Origin of the sequence: Sphingobacterium sp. SGG-5, from assembly GCF_011043525.1 — a bacterium.
Taxonomy (GTDB): Bacteria; Bacteroidota; Bacteroidia; order Sphingobacteriales; family Sphingobacteriaceae; genus Sphingobacterium.
This window is the reverse complement of sequence record NZ_JAAKGO010000002.1, coordinates 407,358-422,664: the sequence shown is the minus strand read 5'-3', so window position 1 is coordinate 422,664 and position 15,307 is coordinate 407,358. Positions and strand designations below refer to the sequence as shown.

Here is a 15,307-nt window from a genome sequence, read left to right as displayed (position 1 = left end):
ATTCTTTTATTTACAAAACCAAAGGATTCATCTGCGAATCAGCAAGCATACCGACCTCTTTACCCATTAGCCAAGCCTCGAGATCGGCTTTCTGCCATTTGTTCTTGGGTTGGGTAACCTTCGCACCATCCGCAATATAAATAACTGTAAATGCTTCTCTCATGAGGTCCGAATGGTTGCCCGGAGCTCTGTGGATCGTGTAGCCGTAGTGCCATGTTGCATCCCCGGCTTCCATGTGCTCGGCATAGGCTATAGGGAATCCATTTTCCTGAACATACTTATCAAACGATGCTTCCGATTCGTCGGATATCTCAAAGTCAAAGACATTTCCTTTTTTATGTGAACCCGAAGCAAAGGTCAACATACCCATATCGACATCAATATCGACCAGCGGCATCCACATCGTAATCGTATTCGATGTATCGATGGGCCAATAGTACTGATCCTGATGCCAAGGGGTGGGCCCGCCACCAGCCTCTTTGAACAGGGCCTGATCATGGTAGATGCGGACATTCTCGACACCCAATAAGTCCGCGGCGACCCGGGCCAACCGTTTAGACAGCACCATCTTTTTGACACCCTCGTCATGCAGCCATAGGTTCATGATCTGTAAGAAGGCTTTACCGTACGTATCACGGTCTTCCATCTTTCGTTTTTCCGTGTTATACTTCATTGCAGCCTGGGATACAACATCGCGATAAGCGTTGACTTCATCGGATGACAATAAGCCCTTAGTGAGCGTATGGCCGTCTTCTCGAAATTGTTCAACCTGAGATTCGGAAACACGGTGCAGACCGTCAAGAGGAGGTAATGTGTGTGTGTTCATAATGCTAAATTTTATGAAACTAAATACCGCATATCCTTCAATGATTAAAAGGGCAATATTGGCATAATATTAGGATATATTACCCAATATTATTATTTTCACATTTAAGCGAAATAAAATAGCCCATGTTGAAAGCTTCTTTTGAAATCATTACCCGTGCAGGCAAAGAATCCTTTACCATCCGGGAATTTGATCGGAAAGGGTTTTCCGCACCGTTCCACTACCATCCGGAATATGAACTGACCTTTATCACGCAGGGCAAAGGGGAACGCTTTGTAGGTAGTGATATGTCTGCGTTTGAAGAGAACGACCTGGTACTTCTGGGAGCGGATCTGCCGCATTGCTGGAAACTGGATACCCCTAAAGATACAACAGCTGGTTCATTTGTCATTCAGTTTAGTCCTGACTTTCTGGGCGGTCATTTCTTTGATACGCCTGAACTGTCCAGGATTTCCGATTTATTGAAGAAAAGCAACAGTGGGATCGAGTTTAGCGGCAGGATCAAAAATCAGGTAAGAGAAAGCATGCAGCAAATGCTGTTGGAAAAAGATAATTTTGAGCGATTGCTCCTATTCCTGAAAATCCTCCACAGCCTGTCCTTATCCGATCAATATCGATTGCTCAACAAAAACACGGACTCCGAAGCATATTCCCACGACAACAGGGAGAGGATCCTGAAGGTGTTCGCTTATATCGTCGAGCATTTTCGAAGTGATATTTCCGTAGCCAATGCTGCCGCCACTATCGGGATGACCACAAATGCCTTTTGCAGATACTTTAAAAAAATGACTCGCAAAACCTTTATAGAGACGGTCATCGACTACCGGATAAGCTATGCTACCCAACTACTCGTACAGACCGATTATAATATCACAAACATCTGCTATGAATGTGGTTTTCGGGATATCTCCCATTTTTATAAAATGTTTACGGCACGGATGCAAATGAGCCCACTCAATTACCGCAAGCGGTTCCTAAATACCATTAACCTTAGTTGAATCGGATTCGACTATAGTCGGATTGCTTTTGCATCTATGTAAACGGATCTTACCTTAAGGCAGATGGCTTACCTTCCAAGGTAGCACCCTCTTTAATTGTAGTTTGGAAGAAGAGTGCAAAAAGCAACGCAGGACAAGATCCGGAAATATTGATGCCTTAATGTGATCCTCCTACGTGCCACACCCTTTCTACTTCTTCGAGGGTTTTACCCTTGGTTTCCTTGACCACTTTCCAGCTAAAGACAAAATTTATGACGCTGAAAAACCCAAAGGTCCAGAATGTTGCAGCCGCACCGGCATAATCCAATAACCAGGGGAAAAATTGTCCCACCAGCCAGACGGCAACCCATAGGGACATCGTACAGATGGATACCAATTTGACACGCAGATCTGTCGGAAAGATCTCATTGATGATAATCCAGGTGATCGGCCCCAGCGAAAAAGCAAAACAGGCGATAAACAACAACATCAGCACAAGCAGTACAACACCTTCCGTATATCCCCAATGAAAGAGAGCGCCGAGGGCAAAAAGAGAAAAAATAATCCCTCCCAGCCCGGTTTTCAACAGAAACTTCCTTCCATATTTATCCGCATACTTGATCGCCACAAAAGTGAACAGCAGATTTACACTACCAATGACAATCTGAAAAGCCAAGGCATTATCTGCCTCCATGCCCGCGGATTGGAAAATGCGGGGACCATAATAGATGATAGCGTTGATACCCGAAAACTGCTGCAATACCGCTAGTGTAATCCCTGTGAAGAGGGGCAGCCTGATTCGTGGGTCGGATAAGCGGATCTTCCGTTTTTCTGTTTTTTGTTTTGCATTATCGAGTGCTTCAATTTCCTGAAGAGCCTCTTTCGGTGTCCGCACGCTCTTCAGGACGGCGGTTGCTTGGTCTTTTTTGCCTGTCCAGACCAGCCAGCGCGGACTTTCGGGAACACGCAATAACATTCCCAGAAATATCAGCGATGGAATAGCCATGACCAAGAACATCGGCCGCCAGGTTTCTTCCACAAAAAACCAGGTCATCATACGGCTGCTAAAATCATGTTGTGAAAAGTGTACGAGCAAGGCATTGGAGAAATAGGCCAACAGGATGCCGGCCGTAATGGCCAATTGATAATAAGCAACCAGACTTCCACGCTTTTCGGCAGGAGCAAACTCAGAGATATACATGGGCGAAATAACGGATGCCATGCCCACACCGATGCCGCCAATTAAGCGCGCTGCCACCAAGGTTGCAAAGGTCGGAGCGAATGCACAGCCGACTGCGGATACTAAAAATAGGATCCCGGCCAGTATGACGGTACGCTTACGGCCGATGCGGTCACTCGCTAATCCCGTAATCGCTACACCAATGATACATCCCAACAGGCCACTGCTTACCAACCAGCCTTCAGCTATACTGTCAAGTGAAAATTGTGCCGTGACGAACGTGATAGCTCCGGAAATAACAGCCGTATCAAATCCAAACAGTAAGCCGCCGATAGCTACTGCTATACTAATATAGTTGATGCTTACCGTCTTATACTTAGCGTTGGTAGTCGTCTTCATAACGTTGAATGTCTTCTTGTTGCCAATTGCCAAAAGCAACCTCTAATACTCGGATAGGCTGATTGCCGCGATTACTCAATCGGTGACGCTCTTCTGCCGGAATCCACACTTCCTCGCCGGCCTGTGCTTCCCAGATCCGGTCACCGACCTGTATCGTAGCGCCATCATCGATAACGATCCAAAGTTCGGCCCGGCCTACATGAGATTGCAGGCTCATCCGCTGCCCCGGCAACATAGTCATCAGGCTGACTGTACTCGCCTCGTTGTTGGCAAACTGTTTAAAGGTGCCCCATGGCCGTGAGACAAAGGCTACATCGGGCTTTTCCGAAGGAATAAATTTTGTTTTATAATTCATCTGCTATTATTTAGTTGTAAACGCCTGTTCTGACATACGCTTTTATAGTCGCACATTCCTTTCCTTCACTCTCACCGAATGGCCGGATCGTATACGTCTTAAGCTGCTCCGGAATAATGAACGTCTCCGCATAATGTACCACAAAAGGCGCAAAAGCACCGGTCGGGCTTTCAACTATGGCTTCCCTTCCTGCTACTAAGTTAAGCACATTAACACTTCCATTCGTATGGTGAAGTACAGGCTTGGAAAACCAATGCCGTCGGGTCTCAATGAATTGCCGTTCGTGCAGACCCGTGCTCTCCTCGCTCCATCCGTCGCCATTTGTTATCGGCTTAATGGCGTTTATCAGTTCTTTTTCTGTGCTGTCGGGCTGTCGTGCCCAATCGATGACATGTTGTCCATGATCGATATTTATCGGGCGGGGCTTGCCGTCCAGCCCCAGCTGACCCCAATCCCAGAGCTTAAACGTAAAAATGTAGGGCGTAGCACTGATTTCGAGCACCATGCAATTGCTGCAAGAGCAATGTACTGTACCCGCCGGAATGGATATATGGTCGTGCTTTTTGACCGGCCATCGTCGAGCATACTTATCGACGTCAAACGTCTCCCCGGTGAGGTTGGATTCCCGCAGATCCTCGATCATCGCCTGTGGCGCTACACCTTCATTCAATCCCAGATATACATAGGCATCCTCGCCGGTATCCAACAGGTAATAGCTTTCTTCCTGGGTGTAGGTCATCCCGAAGTTTTCGCGGATGTACGCCGCCGTCGGATGTACCTGAAGACTTAAGTTCCCTCCTTCCATGGTGTCCAGTAAATCGAAACGGATGGGGAATTCATCGCCAAACCGAGCTTGTACCGCATTTCCGAGGAGCTGTCGGGGTTGAGTAAAAACCAAATTTATGGCTGGTGTTTCGAAAAGAATACCATTGAAGTCAAGCAAAAGGCTGTTTTCTTCCGGCACACAATCAAACCCCCATGCAAAGTTCGTGGCGTCACTATCTATATCAAAATGCGTCTTCAGCCATTGCCCCCCCCAGGGACCGGGATCAAAGAAGGGAACGACACGAAAAGGGCGTGTCACTACCTGTTCCAATGCCTGCCGGAAAAGGTCGCCGGAGACCAATTTGGGACCCTGTGCATGTGTGGTGTCCACAAAAAAATCGATGCGGTGCAACAGCGTCTTCTTCCATTTATCGCATACACGCCAATCGACGAAAAATGCCTGTTTGTATTGCAGCCCTGCACTCAACGTCGCATTTTCTACCCCGAGGTTGCTTATTTCATTCCGTCTGAATCGTTGCTGAATCTCCCAACGGGGCATGTCAAAATAAACGAGCAGATCTGCTTCAGGATAGATCAAAGAGGCTCCCGGTCCATACACGTAAAACACACCAGAAGGCTGCTCGTTGATATATTTTTGTACGGATGCTACCTTAGTCTCGTCAAAAAAGTCGGGCATGCGTAGACGTGTGATATACCCGAATACCCGATCGTCCGTCACATCCGGATAGACCAGTTGCTGGATATGCGCTTCGGCATGCATATAGTCTGGCGTGTGATAAAATTTGCCGGGGAAGTTGCTTTTTAGCATCGGCATGATCTCCCTGTCGTTTACGCCGTGATAACATTCAAAAACCACCACTTTCTTATCTTTTTGTATGTTGTCGAGCTTTTTGGCTATCGCTTTGCAACAGTTTTTCCAACCTTCGTGTGATGCGGTGGTATCGCCATCAATGGTTACACGCGGTTGCTTGTCATAATTCGAAATCGGATGTTTGCTGCTTTCTTGAGGTTGCATTTCTTTATTAATTTTTTGAACTTTTTTATCTTCATTTAAATCGGATGATGCAGCCCATACACTGCCCCCAGGATACCTGCGTCACTTAAAAGTTGTGTCGGGCGAATTTGTACGTCGCCCCAGGGACACCAGGCGTGTTGTCGTACTTTTTCAGTAATATAGGGAACGATGTCGGAACTACTGTTTAACACACCCCCGCCCAAGACCACGACTTCGGGATCGTAGGCATGGATGAGATTGATAATGCCGGCCGACCATATATCGAGGCATTCCTGACGTACCTGAATGGCAAAGGGATTCCCGCTGTTTGCAGTTTCAAACAAGGCTTTGAAGTCGGTGAAAGCCATTTCGGATGTGTTTTTGAGGCTCCATGCCGACGCATAGGCTTCCACACAGCCCAAATTGCCACAGGTGCATTCCCGGCCATTGTACCGCACCGAAAAATGTCCACCTAGACAACCTGCTTGAAAATGTTTCCCCCGGAGGAGCTGGCCTGCTATAATGGCTGCCGTACCGATCCCGGTTCCAATGGTCATGACTACCAGATTGTCTGTATCTTTCCCTGCGCCATATCTCCATTCGCCAACCGCCGCCATACGGGCATCATTGTCGATAAAGAAAGGTACAACCCAATTCCGTTTTACCCATCCGGCCAAATCCAGGTGTAATGCATCGTCATACTTCTGATTGGTTGATATGATCCGTTGTGATCGGGAATCGACGATACCGGGAAAAGCCAGTCCAACGCCATCCAGCCCGCTTATGGGCAAACCGGTGCGCACAATCAGGTTATCTATGGCTTCTTGAATGGCTGGCAGGTGCCGCTGCAAGCCTTTGACGGATTGAGCCGGGATGATTGTTTTTGCCGTCACCACATTGTCTATGACAAGGCCTACTTTTATTCGAGTGCCGCCAAGGTCTATGCCGATGGAGTAATTTGCTGTATCCATGATAAATGCTTTAACGGGTCGGCCTATCGATCAAGGTGGGTATTCCCTCCTTCCTGACCAGTATTTTTGAAAAACCTTCCCGGTCAATGCGCTCGTAATCGTATCCGGCATCCGCCGGCCAACAGGCTCCGAAAGAGAGTACTCCGCTACCCGTATTAGCAGTACGATGGGCCACGCCTGCAGGGATGTAATGGAGGCTTCCCGGATACATTTTCTCGGTCCAGGTGTTGCGTTGTTGATCCATCAGAAGCAAGGCTCCCTCTCCTGCGATGCACCAATAATATTCTGCGCGGTCCTGTATTTGGTGGAAATGGCCACGGGTCATGAAATATTCGTCGCCCACCCTGCCCGGATGGATAAAAGTTATACCGAAAAAAAGTCCGCCCAATGTCCCGGAAGGGACCGGCAGATAACTCTCTACTTCATAAATCACTTGTTCGTCTGGAAGTTTTCTGCCTGCTTCGGAGTCGCTGAAAATGCTTCGTATATCTTTCAGAGTCTTTACCGATCGTTCTACATCGGTACCGGTTAAGTGTCGACCGTCATACCGGGTTTCGGCTAATAAAATATTGCCCATTACTTCACTTCAATTTTGCGAGAACTAAATACTTTTCCTTCGTCTGAATGGTAGTATACTAATAGCTCATATTTGCCGTTGGTCTTTGGCATTTTTAAGCTGAACATGCAACGTGTACTGCCCAAAGGGTCGACTTTGACGGAATAGGTTTTCTTTTGTAGGGATGTCCCTGTTTCGTCGATCAATTCAAACACGAGTTCCTTTTCGAAAGTATCGTATGTGTCGTTGACAACATTTACTGGAACTGCGATTGACGCTCCTCGCCATATCCTTTCTGTCCAGTAATCAATCATGATGCCGACAGGTGCGAAAGCCGGTTTGACGTATTTGATAAAATAAGGGTCGTATTCCAATTGTGCCACGTCGATAAAGTGATCGCTGGTTTGTCCTCTAGGATCGGCTGTCCGCGAATAGCCTAACCCGCAAAAGTGCAGGACCCCGGCACAACGGCGGTGTCCCCGCCAATATTCAGTCAGTGCAGCTAGGTAGCGTGCATACAATTCCCTGCGTTGGTCGGTTGTAAGCTCCCCCATCCCGATACGGTTGTAGACGGGTTCAGACAGCGTGGTCGGACTACCATCTCTGTTCAGCCACAACCACCCGTATTCATTGATGATAATAGGGTTGTTATAATACGTGCCCTCTGGCGATGGACTCTTTTCGTTTGGGCCGTTATCAGGGAAACGCTTCCCTTCTAGAACGTCTCGCAGCGGGCCGTCGGAAGACGGTGTCGCTAAGCGTTGATATTTATGGAACAGATACGGATGGGCCTCAACGATATCTGTCTCGGACTGGGGTGGTGACCATCCATTGTCCCATGGACGATTGGACAGATCTAACGACCGTACTTGTTGGATAGCTTTCCCGGTCTCAGCTGTGATTGTCTCGTTTTGTGCGTCCCAAATGACGACAGATGGATGGTTCCATCGTTCGCTCATCCACGCCTTATACTCGTTGGCCAGATGGTGTGCGGGTATGGCATTTGCCCATATGGGGTATTCATCCTGCACAAGAAAACCTAGGCTATCGGCAATTTCGTACCAGCGCTCGGGAGGGAATCCGATGCAGAATCGCGCTGAATTCCAGTGCATTGATTTATAGCTTTTAATCAAATTGACGACCCACTCGTCGTTCCAGGGTAGTGATTGTCGAGCGTCATCTTCAAAAAAGCGGTAGAGCGTGACATTGGTTCCCCGCAGATAGTAAGGCTTGCCGTTCAACAGTCCGTAAGGTTTACCCTCTTCAAAACCGAACGTACGCAGGCCAAACCGGGTCACATGGCTGTCGCCGTCTGTCATAAGTTCAAGGGTGTAGAGAAATGGATCTTCGGGTGACCAGAGCCGTCCATTTGGGATATCGACCTGAAAATCCACGAGCTTGCCGAAGTAGTCAGCCTGTCCTCTTGTTACTTCTTTGCCCGACTTTAGTTCTTTGACGACATAAGCGATCTTACCTTTATGCGGTTGAGAGCTTTTGCTGTTGAGCATCAAGTTTGTCTGTACCCGAATGGATGGTTTTTCGGTGTTGGGGGCAATTTGTACATTGGTAATAAACGGATAACCGGAACGTATAATTTCAACCTTATCATATATACCCGGGATATAGCGTTTCTTTTCAAAATCATGTCCATTTGTTACGGTATCAGGCAACATGTTTCGGCAACCAACGCCAATGATCAGCTCGTTGTCCTTCCGTGGTTTATTTAGATATTTTCCGATGTCAAAAATACCTGACGTAAAGGAGTAGGGATTTTCGCCGACGAGCTGACCGTTTATATACACTTTGGTATGGTACATGGCTTTATAGATCTTTAAATAGACCACCGCAGCGCTTTCTGTTTTGAAATGACATCGGTACCAGTATACCTTGTCGTTTAATAGATCGTTATTGGGCATACCAAGGGCTGGGTTAGCCAGATCGATCAACCCCGGTACAGGCACGGTATAAGCAAACCGATTGGGGGCCTGGTCAAATGATTCGGTATAGGCCAATTCCCAATTGCCATTCAGTGAAAGGACTTGGCGCAGCTCTTCCTTCGGTTTGCCGCTTCCGAAAGCCTGTGAAATCCAGAAGATGCTCATGAGAGCAATCAAAGCAATCTGCATACCTGCCAGATTGCTTAATTCTTTTTTAATCGTTTGGGTCATATGTGTAATAAGAGTATGGATACTTGCCATGATATTATCGGTTATTGGCTCACCAGCATGAGGAGCCTGTCATATTTTTGAAAACACTTCTAAACAGTTTATAAAGTTCGTATCAAAAGTATATAAAAATATTAATATAAGAAACATAAAAACAATAATAATATATAAATATCTATTTACCAATAATATAAACTAATTATTTATACCATACAGTACGTAACAGTAAGTATATTTGACTTTAAAAAAATGAAATCTTACAGATCTTTTTTAAATTTGCTGTTCAAATGCAGGAAAGGATGATTGACCTTATTAAAATAACCCCAGATTCGCCCGTCCCTAAATACAAGCAGATCATTAATTCCATATATGACGCACTGGATAATAAAGTCGTGGAGAAGGGAAATAAAATGCCGTCCATCAATGAACTTTGCAGAAAATATAATTTATCGAGGGATACCGTGATTACCGCATTTAATGAGCTTCAATCCAGAGGCATCGTTACGTCACAGCCCGGAAAAGGTTATTATATAGCAAAACCCTCGGCTGATCAACACCATCATATCTTCCTTTTGTTCGACAATCTTACTTCCTATAAGGAAGATATTTACAGTGCATTCCGGGAGGAAATCGGTCGTAAAGGAAAGGTGGAGATTTACTTCCACCATTTTAACCTCAAAATCTTTAACAATCTCATCGAGGACAGTATCGGTGATTATACGGCCTATGTGATCATGCCTATTCCCAGTAAAAGCGTGGAACCTATACTGGACCTTATTCCCAAGGATAAAATCTATATACTCGATCGAGGGCGGCGACTGTTCGGGCGGAAGTTTCCTTCTGTATGTCAGAATTTTAAAGAAGATGTATATAATGCGCTCCGGTCTGGTTCGGATCTGATTGGCAAATATCAAAAGCTGTCTATGATCTTTCCCGAACCGAGCAATATTCCGCGGGACATCAAACGGGGTTTTGAACGGTATTGCAAAGAAATAGGGATGGACTACGACATCATCCAGGAATTCTCTGCTGATAAATTGGCAAAAAACCAGGCCTATCTCGTATTCGATGATAAAAGCCTGGTTAAACTGGTACAATCGGCACAGGCGTTGCGCTTTGTTCCCGGCCGTGATATTGGGATCATTTCCTACAACGACACGCCGTTGAAATCTGTGGTGGCCACCGGCATCACAACTATTTCAACGGATTTTACCGCAATGGGTAAGAGCATGGCTGATCTGGTCCTAAATCGAAAAAAAGACCATATTATTAACCCCTGTTCTTTGATCAGAAGAAATTCGATGTAATGGGTACAAGCTACGAATCCCTACCCTACATAACCTCGGGGCGATGCGGTACAGATAGCAAAGGCATTATTTGAGCGTTATCATAAGCCCATGGTAGACATCTATAAAAATGCAGTTAACCCCATAACGGGCGAAATACTTCCAGAACCTGTTTTTTAGTGGACAGAAGTTGCTTGCTCACGTTTTTCGATCGAAAAATTGTTAAACCCCACTCCTATTTCTATTTCTAGTAGCTTTTGTTGTAGCATTTCGAGAATGGCCAGGAAGTTGTAAACAAGCTGTACTTTGTTTTCTGAATTTTTAAGAATATGCTGAAAATCCAACTTCTTGTTCAGTTCAATCAGTTGTGTAATCGCTTTCTTTTGCTGCTCGATGGTATAGGGATATTTTACGACCGTGTGTGTGATCGGTTGTGCACGATGTGTAAAATTATACATCATCTTTTCATACACCATCATGAGTTTATACAGATCGAAAGAAGCCAGCTCCTCTTCTGTGATTTGTCGCTTTGTGCACTTTATATCTTGTATGATATTTCCCCGGACATGTAGCTTTTCTCGGCCGGCTTCGAATACTTTCAGTTGTTCGCAGACATCTTTAAACTGTTTGTAGAGAATTAGTTTTTGGACAAGTTGCTGTTTAAGGTCGACCTCGTTTTCATTTTCATCCAATTCAGGCCGTGGCAACAACATCTTGGCTTTGATTCGCATCAGTGTTGATGCCACAAAGATGAATTCGGACGCCAACTCAATATTAAGTGATTGCATCTGTTGGATGTAATCCAGAAAATCATCCGTAATCTTTGAAATAGGAATATCATGTATATTCAATTCATCGCGTTCGATGAAAAATAACAACAGATCAAAGGGGCCTTCAAACTGCTCAAGCTTAATCTCGTAATGTGCCGGTTCCATATGTTAACTCAAAATTACGGAATCGTAAACACAATATTCGTTTTTACGGGGACAAAGTTTAAACAAGTCCGCTGTTAATTTGTATATATATTCCACGGTTTATGGAAATTAGTTGTTACTTTGTAACTTATTTGATAATTTTTAAGAGGCATGCAAATAGACGCGGGAGAACTTTTGAAAAATATTCAGTATCCGGAAGACCTTCGTAAGTTAAAAGAGTCGGAATTGGAGCAGGTGTGTAAGGAGCTCAGGCAGTTTATCATTGACACAGTCTCGGTTCACGGAGGACATTTTGCGGCGAGTTTGGGCGTCGTGGAACTGACTGTCGCTTTACACTATGTATTGAATACACCCTACGACCAGTTGATATTCGACGTGGGTCATCAAGCATACGGGCACAAAATATTAACAGGAAGAAGAGATGTTTTTCATACCAATCGGATACTGGGAGGCATCTCTGGGTTCCCTAAGCGGGAGGAGAGTGTGTATGATGCTTTTGGTGTAGGACATTCCTCGACTTCAATTTCCGCCGCATTGGGTATGGCTGTAGCTTCAGCCTATAAAGGAGAACATGATAAGCAACATGTTGCTGTAATCGGTGACGGTGCTTTAACGGGAGGTATGGCATTTGAAGCCCTTAATCATGCCGGTATCGAAAAGTCGAACCTACTGGTTATCCTCAACGACAACTGTATGTCGATCGATCCCAATGTGGGCGCATTGAAAGAATACCTGACTAGTATTACTACATCAAAAAGCTACAATCGTTTTCGTGACGAATTAGTCGCACTCTTGGCGAAGATATCAAAAAATGGACCTGATGCATACGGTTGGGCAAAGAAACTGGAGCAAAGCGTAAAAGGTACACTATTGAAGAGTGCAAACTTATTTGAGTCGCTTAATTTTCGCTACTTTGGCCCTGTAGACGGGCATGATGTAAATAAGTTGGTCAAGACACTTGAAGATCTCAAGCATATCAATGGGCCAAAGTTATTGCACGTCGTCACGGTTAAGGGAAAAGGGTATACATTGGCTGAAAAAGATCAGACCACATGGCATGCTCCGGGGTTGTTTGACAAAATTACCGGTGAAATTAAAAAGTCGCCTTCCGAAAAGCCGCAGCCGCCGAAATATCAGGACGTCTTTGGTCATACTTTGGTAGAGCTTGCAGAGGGCAACCCAAAAATAATGGGGATAACGCCGGCTATGCCGAGTGGTTCGTCGATGAACATTATGATGAAGGCGCTGCCGGATCGTGCATTTGACGTCGGTATTGCGGAACAACATGCTGTTACGTTCAGTGCAGGCCTTGCTGCTCAGGGTTTGATCCCTTTCTGTAATATTTATTCTTCTTTTATGCAACGGGCATACGATCAGGTGATCCATGATGTCGCATTACAAAACTTGAATGTTGTCTTTTGTTTAGACCGAGCTGGGTTGGTCGGGGCAGATGGGCCTACACACCATGGGGCTTATGACATTGCGTATATGCGCTGCATTCCCAACATGACGGTGGCATCGCCGATGAATGAAGAAGAGTTGCGGAATTTGATGTATACGGCACAACATGACGATATGGGGCCGTTTGTTATTCGTTATCCAAGGGGCAATGGCGTAACGGTGGATTGGAAAAGACCATTCAAGAGATTGGAAGTGGGAAAAGGCCGGAAGATAGTTGACGGTGAAGAGGTCGCGATATTGAGCTTCGGACCTATCGGTAATGAAGTCTCTAAAGCCATTGTAACATTGAATGCGGAAGGTATTTACCCCGCACATTATGATTTACGTTTCGCAAAGCCTCTGGACGAAAACATGTTACATGAGGTATTTAAGAAATTTCAAAAAGTCATCACGATCGAAGATGGTTGTTTGCCGGGAGGTGTGGGCGCTGCCATTGTCGAATTTATGACCGATCATCAATATAAGAATCATATTATCCGTTTGGGAATACCGGATACCATAGTGGAGCATGGTGAGCAGGCAGATTTACGAAATATTTATCGGTATGATGAAAAAGCCATCGTCGAAGAGTGCCGGAAACTCATAAAAGCGGCCCCCACAAAGTCGTTAGTGGGGTAGTAAAGTCAGCTTGACACTTAAAAAAGATAAAGCCACAAATTTTTGTGGCTTTTTTCTTGAAAATCAACTTAATAATGAGTAGATTTACTCGTGTAGAGTTTTCCACATTTTTAATAAACCTAATGGCGGAAAAAGATTTTTTAGGATTGGTGGTAGCTGCAAGTGAAGCTTGTGGAAAAAGATTTTTTAGAAGGTTCCGTTTGGAAAAAACGGAGGTGTTTTTTATTTAAAATATTGTCTTATAATGAGTTGTAGTTTTTTTAGATTTTCATTTTTTTAGGTCAGAAAAATTTGTCATATTCGTTGAGAGCGAAAGTTATACACATTTTTTTGGTCATTAATTGGTTATCAAGTTATTAACATTTTTAGAATGGAAAAAACATCTTCAAGCGTTTGGAATAGTTGCCTCCAGGTCATTAAAGACAATATACCACCCCAAAGTTTTAAGACATGGTTCGAGCCGGTAAAGGCGCTCCGCTTAGAGGGAAATGTATTGACTATCCAAGTGCCGAGTTTGTTTTTTTACGAATGGTTGGAAGAGCATTATGTGGGTATACTTCGCAAGACGGTTAAAAAGTTCTTGGGCGAGCAAGGGCGATTGGAATATAATATTGTCGTTGAAAAGTCGTCGACCAATGTACCTTATACGACCAACCTCCCGTCTACGGGAAATGGTGCAGAAGCCAAGAAGCAATCTATACCTGTCCCGGTAGCTTTGAATAAAAACATCAAAAATCCATTTGTGATTCCGGGACTGAAAAAGCTTGATGTAGACCCGCAGTTGAATCAGAATTATTCCTTTGATAATTTTATTGAAGGTGAATGTAACCGATTGGCACGATCTGCAGGTTATGCCGTAGCAAATAAGCCCGGAGGTACATCCTTCAACCCTTTGATGATTTATGGGGGAGTCGGGCTGGGAAAGACGCATCTGGTACAGGCAATAGGGAATGAGGTGAAGAAAAATCTTCCGGATAAAATGGTTATCTACGTGTCGTGTGAGAAATTCTGCCAACAGTTTGTTGACTCCCTGAAGAATAATACGATCAATGATTTCGTCAACTTTTATCAGGCGATGGATGTCATCATTATGGATGACGTGCATAATTTTGCAGGTAAGGAAAAGACGCAAGATATCTTCTTTCATATTTTTAATCAATTGCACCAATCTGGGAAACAGATTATTCTGACATCGGATCGGGCACCAAAGGATTTGTCCGGTTTAGAAGAACGTTTGTTGAGTCGCTTTAAATGGGGTCTTTCGGCGGATATTCAGGCACCTGATCTGGAAACGAGAATGGCAATCCTGAAAAAGAAAATGTACTCCGACGGGATAGAACTTCCCAATAACGTGGTGGAGTATGTGGCTACCCAGATAGATAATAGCGTGCGCGAATTGGAGGGTGCTATGGTTTCCCTTTTAGCACAGTCTACACTGAACAAGAAGGAGATTGATCTGAACCTTGCGAAGTCTATGTTGAAAAACTTTGTGAAGAATACCCACAAGGAGATTTCTATGGAGTTTATTCAAAAGCTAGTGTGTGAGTATTTTGAGGTACCGGTGGAAATGGTAAAATCTAAAGTCCGTAAGCGTGAAATTGTGCAGGCACGTCAGATATCGATGTATCTGGCAAAAAACCATACGAAAGCTTCCTTGAAGTCGATAGGTAGCTTTTTTGGAGGGAGAGACCATTCTACAGTTATCTACGCTTGTCAGACGGTGGAGGATTTAATAGAAACCGATAAACGGTTTAAAACCTACGTTCAGGATATACAGAAGAAACTCAAGAACTCATAA

Annotated in this window: 13 protein-coding genes; 5 read left to right on the top strand and 8 right to left on the bottom strand. The window is 44.8% G+C overall.

Going from position 1 to position 15,307, the window contains the following annotated elements:
* Positions 1-10: 10 nt before the first annotated feature.
* Positions 11-826: a phytanoyl-CoA dioxygenase family protein gene (locus G5B30_RS04085; RefSeq protein ID WP_165318682.1), complete on the bottom strand. Its 816-nt coding sequence runs from the start codon at positions 824-826 to the stop codon at positions 11-13.
* Positions 827-951: 125 nt separating this feature from the next.
* Between G5B30_RS04085 and G5B30_RS04080 the strand changes: the two genes are divergently transcribed.
* Positions 952-1,824 (top strand): AraC family transcriptional regulator, encoded by an 873-nt coding sequence (locus tag G5B30_RS04080; protein WP_165318681.1) that lies wholly within the window; start codon positions 952-954, stop codon positions 1,822-1,824.
* Between the two features lie 157 nt (positions 1,825-1,981).
* Here G5B30_RS04080 and G5B30_RS04075 read toward each other — a convergent pair whose 3' ends face one another.
* From G5B30_RS04075 to G5B30_RS04050, 6 genes are read right to left on the bottom strand one after another with little or no spacing between them, the layout of a single operon-like run.
* Complete coding sequence (locus tag G5B30_RS04075; RefSeq protein ID WP_165318680.1) at positions 1,982-3,382, bottom strand: sugar porter family MFS transporter; 1,401 nt, start codon at positions 3,380-3,382, stop codon at positions 1,982-1,984.
* Positions 3,360-3,737 carry a phosphomannose isomerase type II C-terminal cupin domain gene (locus tag G5B30_RS04070; RefSeq protein WP_165318679.1) on the bottom strand — a complete coding sequence of 126 codons (378 nt, stop codon included), beginning with the start codon at positions 3,735-3,737 and terminating at the stop codon, positions 3,360-3,362. The genes G5B30_RS04075 and G5B30_RS04070 overlap by 23 nt, the downstream gene beginning before the upstream one ends.
* Before the next feature lie 10 nt (positions 3,738-3,747).
* Positions 3,748-5,538: a class I mannose-6-phosphate isomerase gene (locus G5B30_RS04065; RefSeq protein ID WP_165318678.1), complete on the bottom strand. Its 1,791-nt coding sequence runs from the start codon at positions 5,536-5,538 to the stop codon at positions 3,748-3,750.
* 35 nt (positions 5,539-5,573) lie between these two features.
* Positions 5,574-6,488 carry an ROK family protein gene (locus G5B30_RS04060; protein ID WP_165318677.1) on the bottom strand — a complete coding sequence of 305 codons (915 nt, stop codon included), beginning with the start codon at positions 6,486-6,488 and terminating at the stop codon, positions 5,574-5,576.
* A gap of 10 nt (positions 6,489-6,498) precedes the next feature.
* Positions 6,499-7,065: a glucose-6-phosphate isomerase family protein gene (locus tag G5B30_RS04055; RefSeq protein WP_165318676.1), complete on the bottom strand. Its 567-nt coding sequence runs from the start codon at positions 7,063-7,065 to the stop codon at positions 6,499-6,501.
* The gene (locus G5B30_RS04050) at positions 7,065-9,242 is read right to left on the bottom strand and encodes a glycoside hydrolase family 2 TIM barrel-domain containing protein (RefSeq protein WP_165318675.1); all 2,178 of its coding nucleotides are present in this window, start codon (positions 9,240-9,242) and stop codon (positions 7,065-7,067) included. Before G5B30_RS04050 ends, G5B30_RS04055 begins: the two co-directional genes overlap by 1 nt.
* A 266-nt stretch (positions 9,243-9,508) precedes the next feature.
* On the opposite strand from G5B30_RS04050, the gene G5B30_RS04045 reads away from it, so the two are divergent.
* A complete protein-coding gene (locus G5B30_RS04045) occupies positions 9,509-10,516 on the top strand; it encodes a GntR family transcriptional regulator (protein ID WP_165318674.1) in 1,008 nt (335 codons plus the stop codon).
* Between the two features lie 155 nt (positions 10,517-10,671).
* Here G5B30_RS04045 and G5B30_RS04040 read toward each other — a convergent pair whose 3' ends face one another.
* The gene (locus G5B30_RS04040) at positions 10,672-11,430 is read right to left on the bottom strand and encodes a segregation and condensation protein A (RefSeq protein WP_165318673.1); all 759 of its coding nucleotides are present in this window, start codon (positions 11,428-11,430) and stop codon (positions 10,672-10,674) included.
* A gap of 150 nt (positions 11,431-11,580) precedes the next feature.
* Between G5B30_RS04040 and dxs the strand changes: the two genes are divergently transcribed.
* The 3 genes from dxs (at position 11,581) to dnaA (ending at position 15,307) form a co-directional block, all read left to right on the top strand.
* Positions 11,581-13,509, top strand: coding sequence for a 1-deoxy-D-xylulose-5-phosphate synthase (gene dxs / locus G5B30_RS04035; RefSeq protein ID WP_165318672.1), 1,929 nt, complete (start codon positions 11,581-11,583; stop codon positions 13,507-13,509).
* 74 nt (positions 13,510-13,583) lie between these two features.
* Complete coding sequence (locus G5B30_RS04030; protein ID WP_165318671.1) at positions 13,584-13,739, top strand: hypothetical protein; 156 nt, start codon at positions 13,584-13,586, stop codon at positions 13,737-13,739.
* Positions 13,740-13,879: 140 nt separating this feature from the next.
* On the top strand, positions 13,880-15,307 hold the full coding sequence (dnaA, locus tag G5B30_RS04025; RefSeq protein WP_165318670.1) for a chromosomal replication initiator protein DnaA: 1,428 nt from the start codon (positions 13,880-13,882) through the stop codon (positions 15,305-15,307).

What these genes read in the sequence shown, in the direction of transcription:
- G5B30_RS04085 (WP_165318682.1), bottom strand. Translation starts at nt 826, where the DNA reads ATGAACACACACACATTACCTCCTCTTGACGGTCTGCACCGTGTTTCC.
- dxs (WP_165318672.1), top strand. Translation starts at nt 11,581, where the DNA reads ATGCAAATAGACGCGGGAGAACTTTTGAAAAATATTCAGTATCCGGAA.
- G5B30_RS04045 (WP_165318674.1), top strand. Translation starts at nt 9,509, where the DNA reads ATGATTGACCTTATTAAAATAACCCCAGATTCGCCCGTCCCTAAATAC.
- G5B30_RS04065 (WP_165318678.1), bottom strand. Translation starts at nt 5,538, where the DNA reads ATGCAACCTCAAGAAAGCAGCAAACATCCGATTTCGAATTATGACAAG.
- G5B30_RS04055 (WP_165318676.1), bottom strand. Translation starts at nt 7,065, where the DNA reads ATGGGCAATATTTTATTAGCCGAAACCCGGTATGACGGTCGACACTTA.
- G5B30_RS04060 (WP_165318677.1), bottom strand. Translation starts at nt 6,488, where the DNA reads ATGGATACAGCAAATTACTCCATCGGCATAGACCTTGGCGGCACTCGA.
- G5B30_RS04050 (WP_165318675.1), bottom strand. Translation starts at nt 9,242, where the DNA reads ATGGCAAGTATCCATACTCTTATTACACATATGACCCAAACGATTAAA.
- G5B30_RS04070 (WP_165318679.1), bottom strand. Translation starts at nt 3,737, where the DNA reads ATGAATTATAAAACAAAATTTATTCCTTCGGAAAAGCCCGATGTAGCC.
- G5B30_RS04075 (WP_165318680.1), bottom strand. Translation starts at nt 3,382, where the DNA reads ATGAAGACGACTACCAACGCTAAGTATAAGACGGTAAGCATCAACTAT.
- G5B30_RS04040 (WP_165318673.1), bottom strand. Translation starts at nt 11,430, where the DNA reads ATGGAACCGGCACATTACGAGATTAAGCTTGAGCAGTTTGAAGGCCCC.
- G5B30_RS04030 (WP_165318671.1), top strand. Translation starts at nt 13,584, where the DNA reads ATGAGTAGATTTACTCGTGTAGAGTTTTCCACATTTTTAATAAACCTA.
- G5B30_RS04080 (WP_165318681.1), top strand. Translation starts at nt 952, where the DNA reads ATGTTGAAAGCTTCTTTTGAAATCATTACCCGTGCAGGCAAAGAATCC.
- dnaA (WP_165318670.1), top strand. Translation starts at nt 13,880, where the DNA reads ATGGAAAAAACATCTTCAAGCGTTTGGAATAGTTGCCTCCAGGTCATT.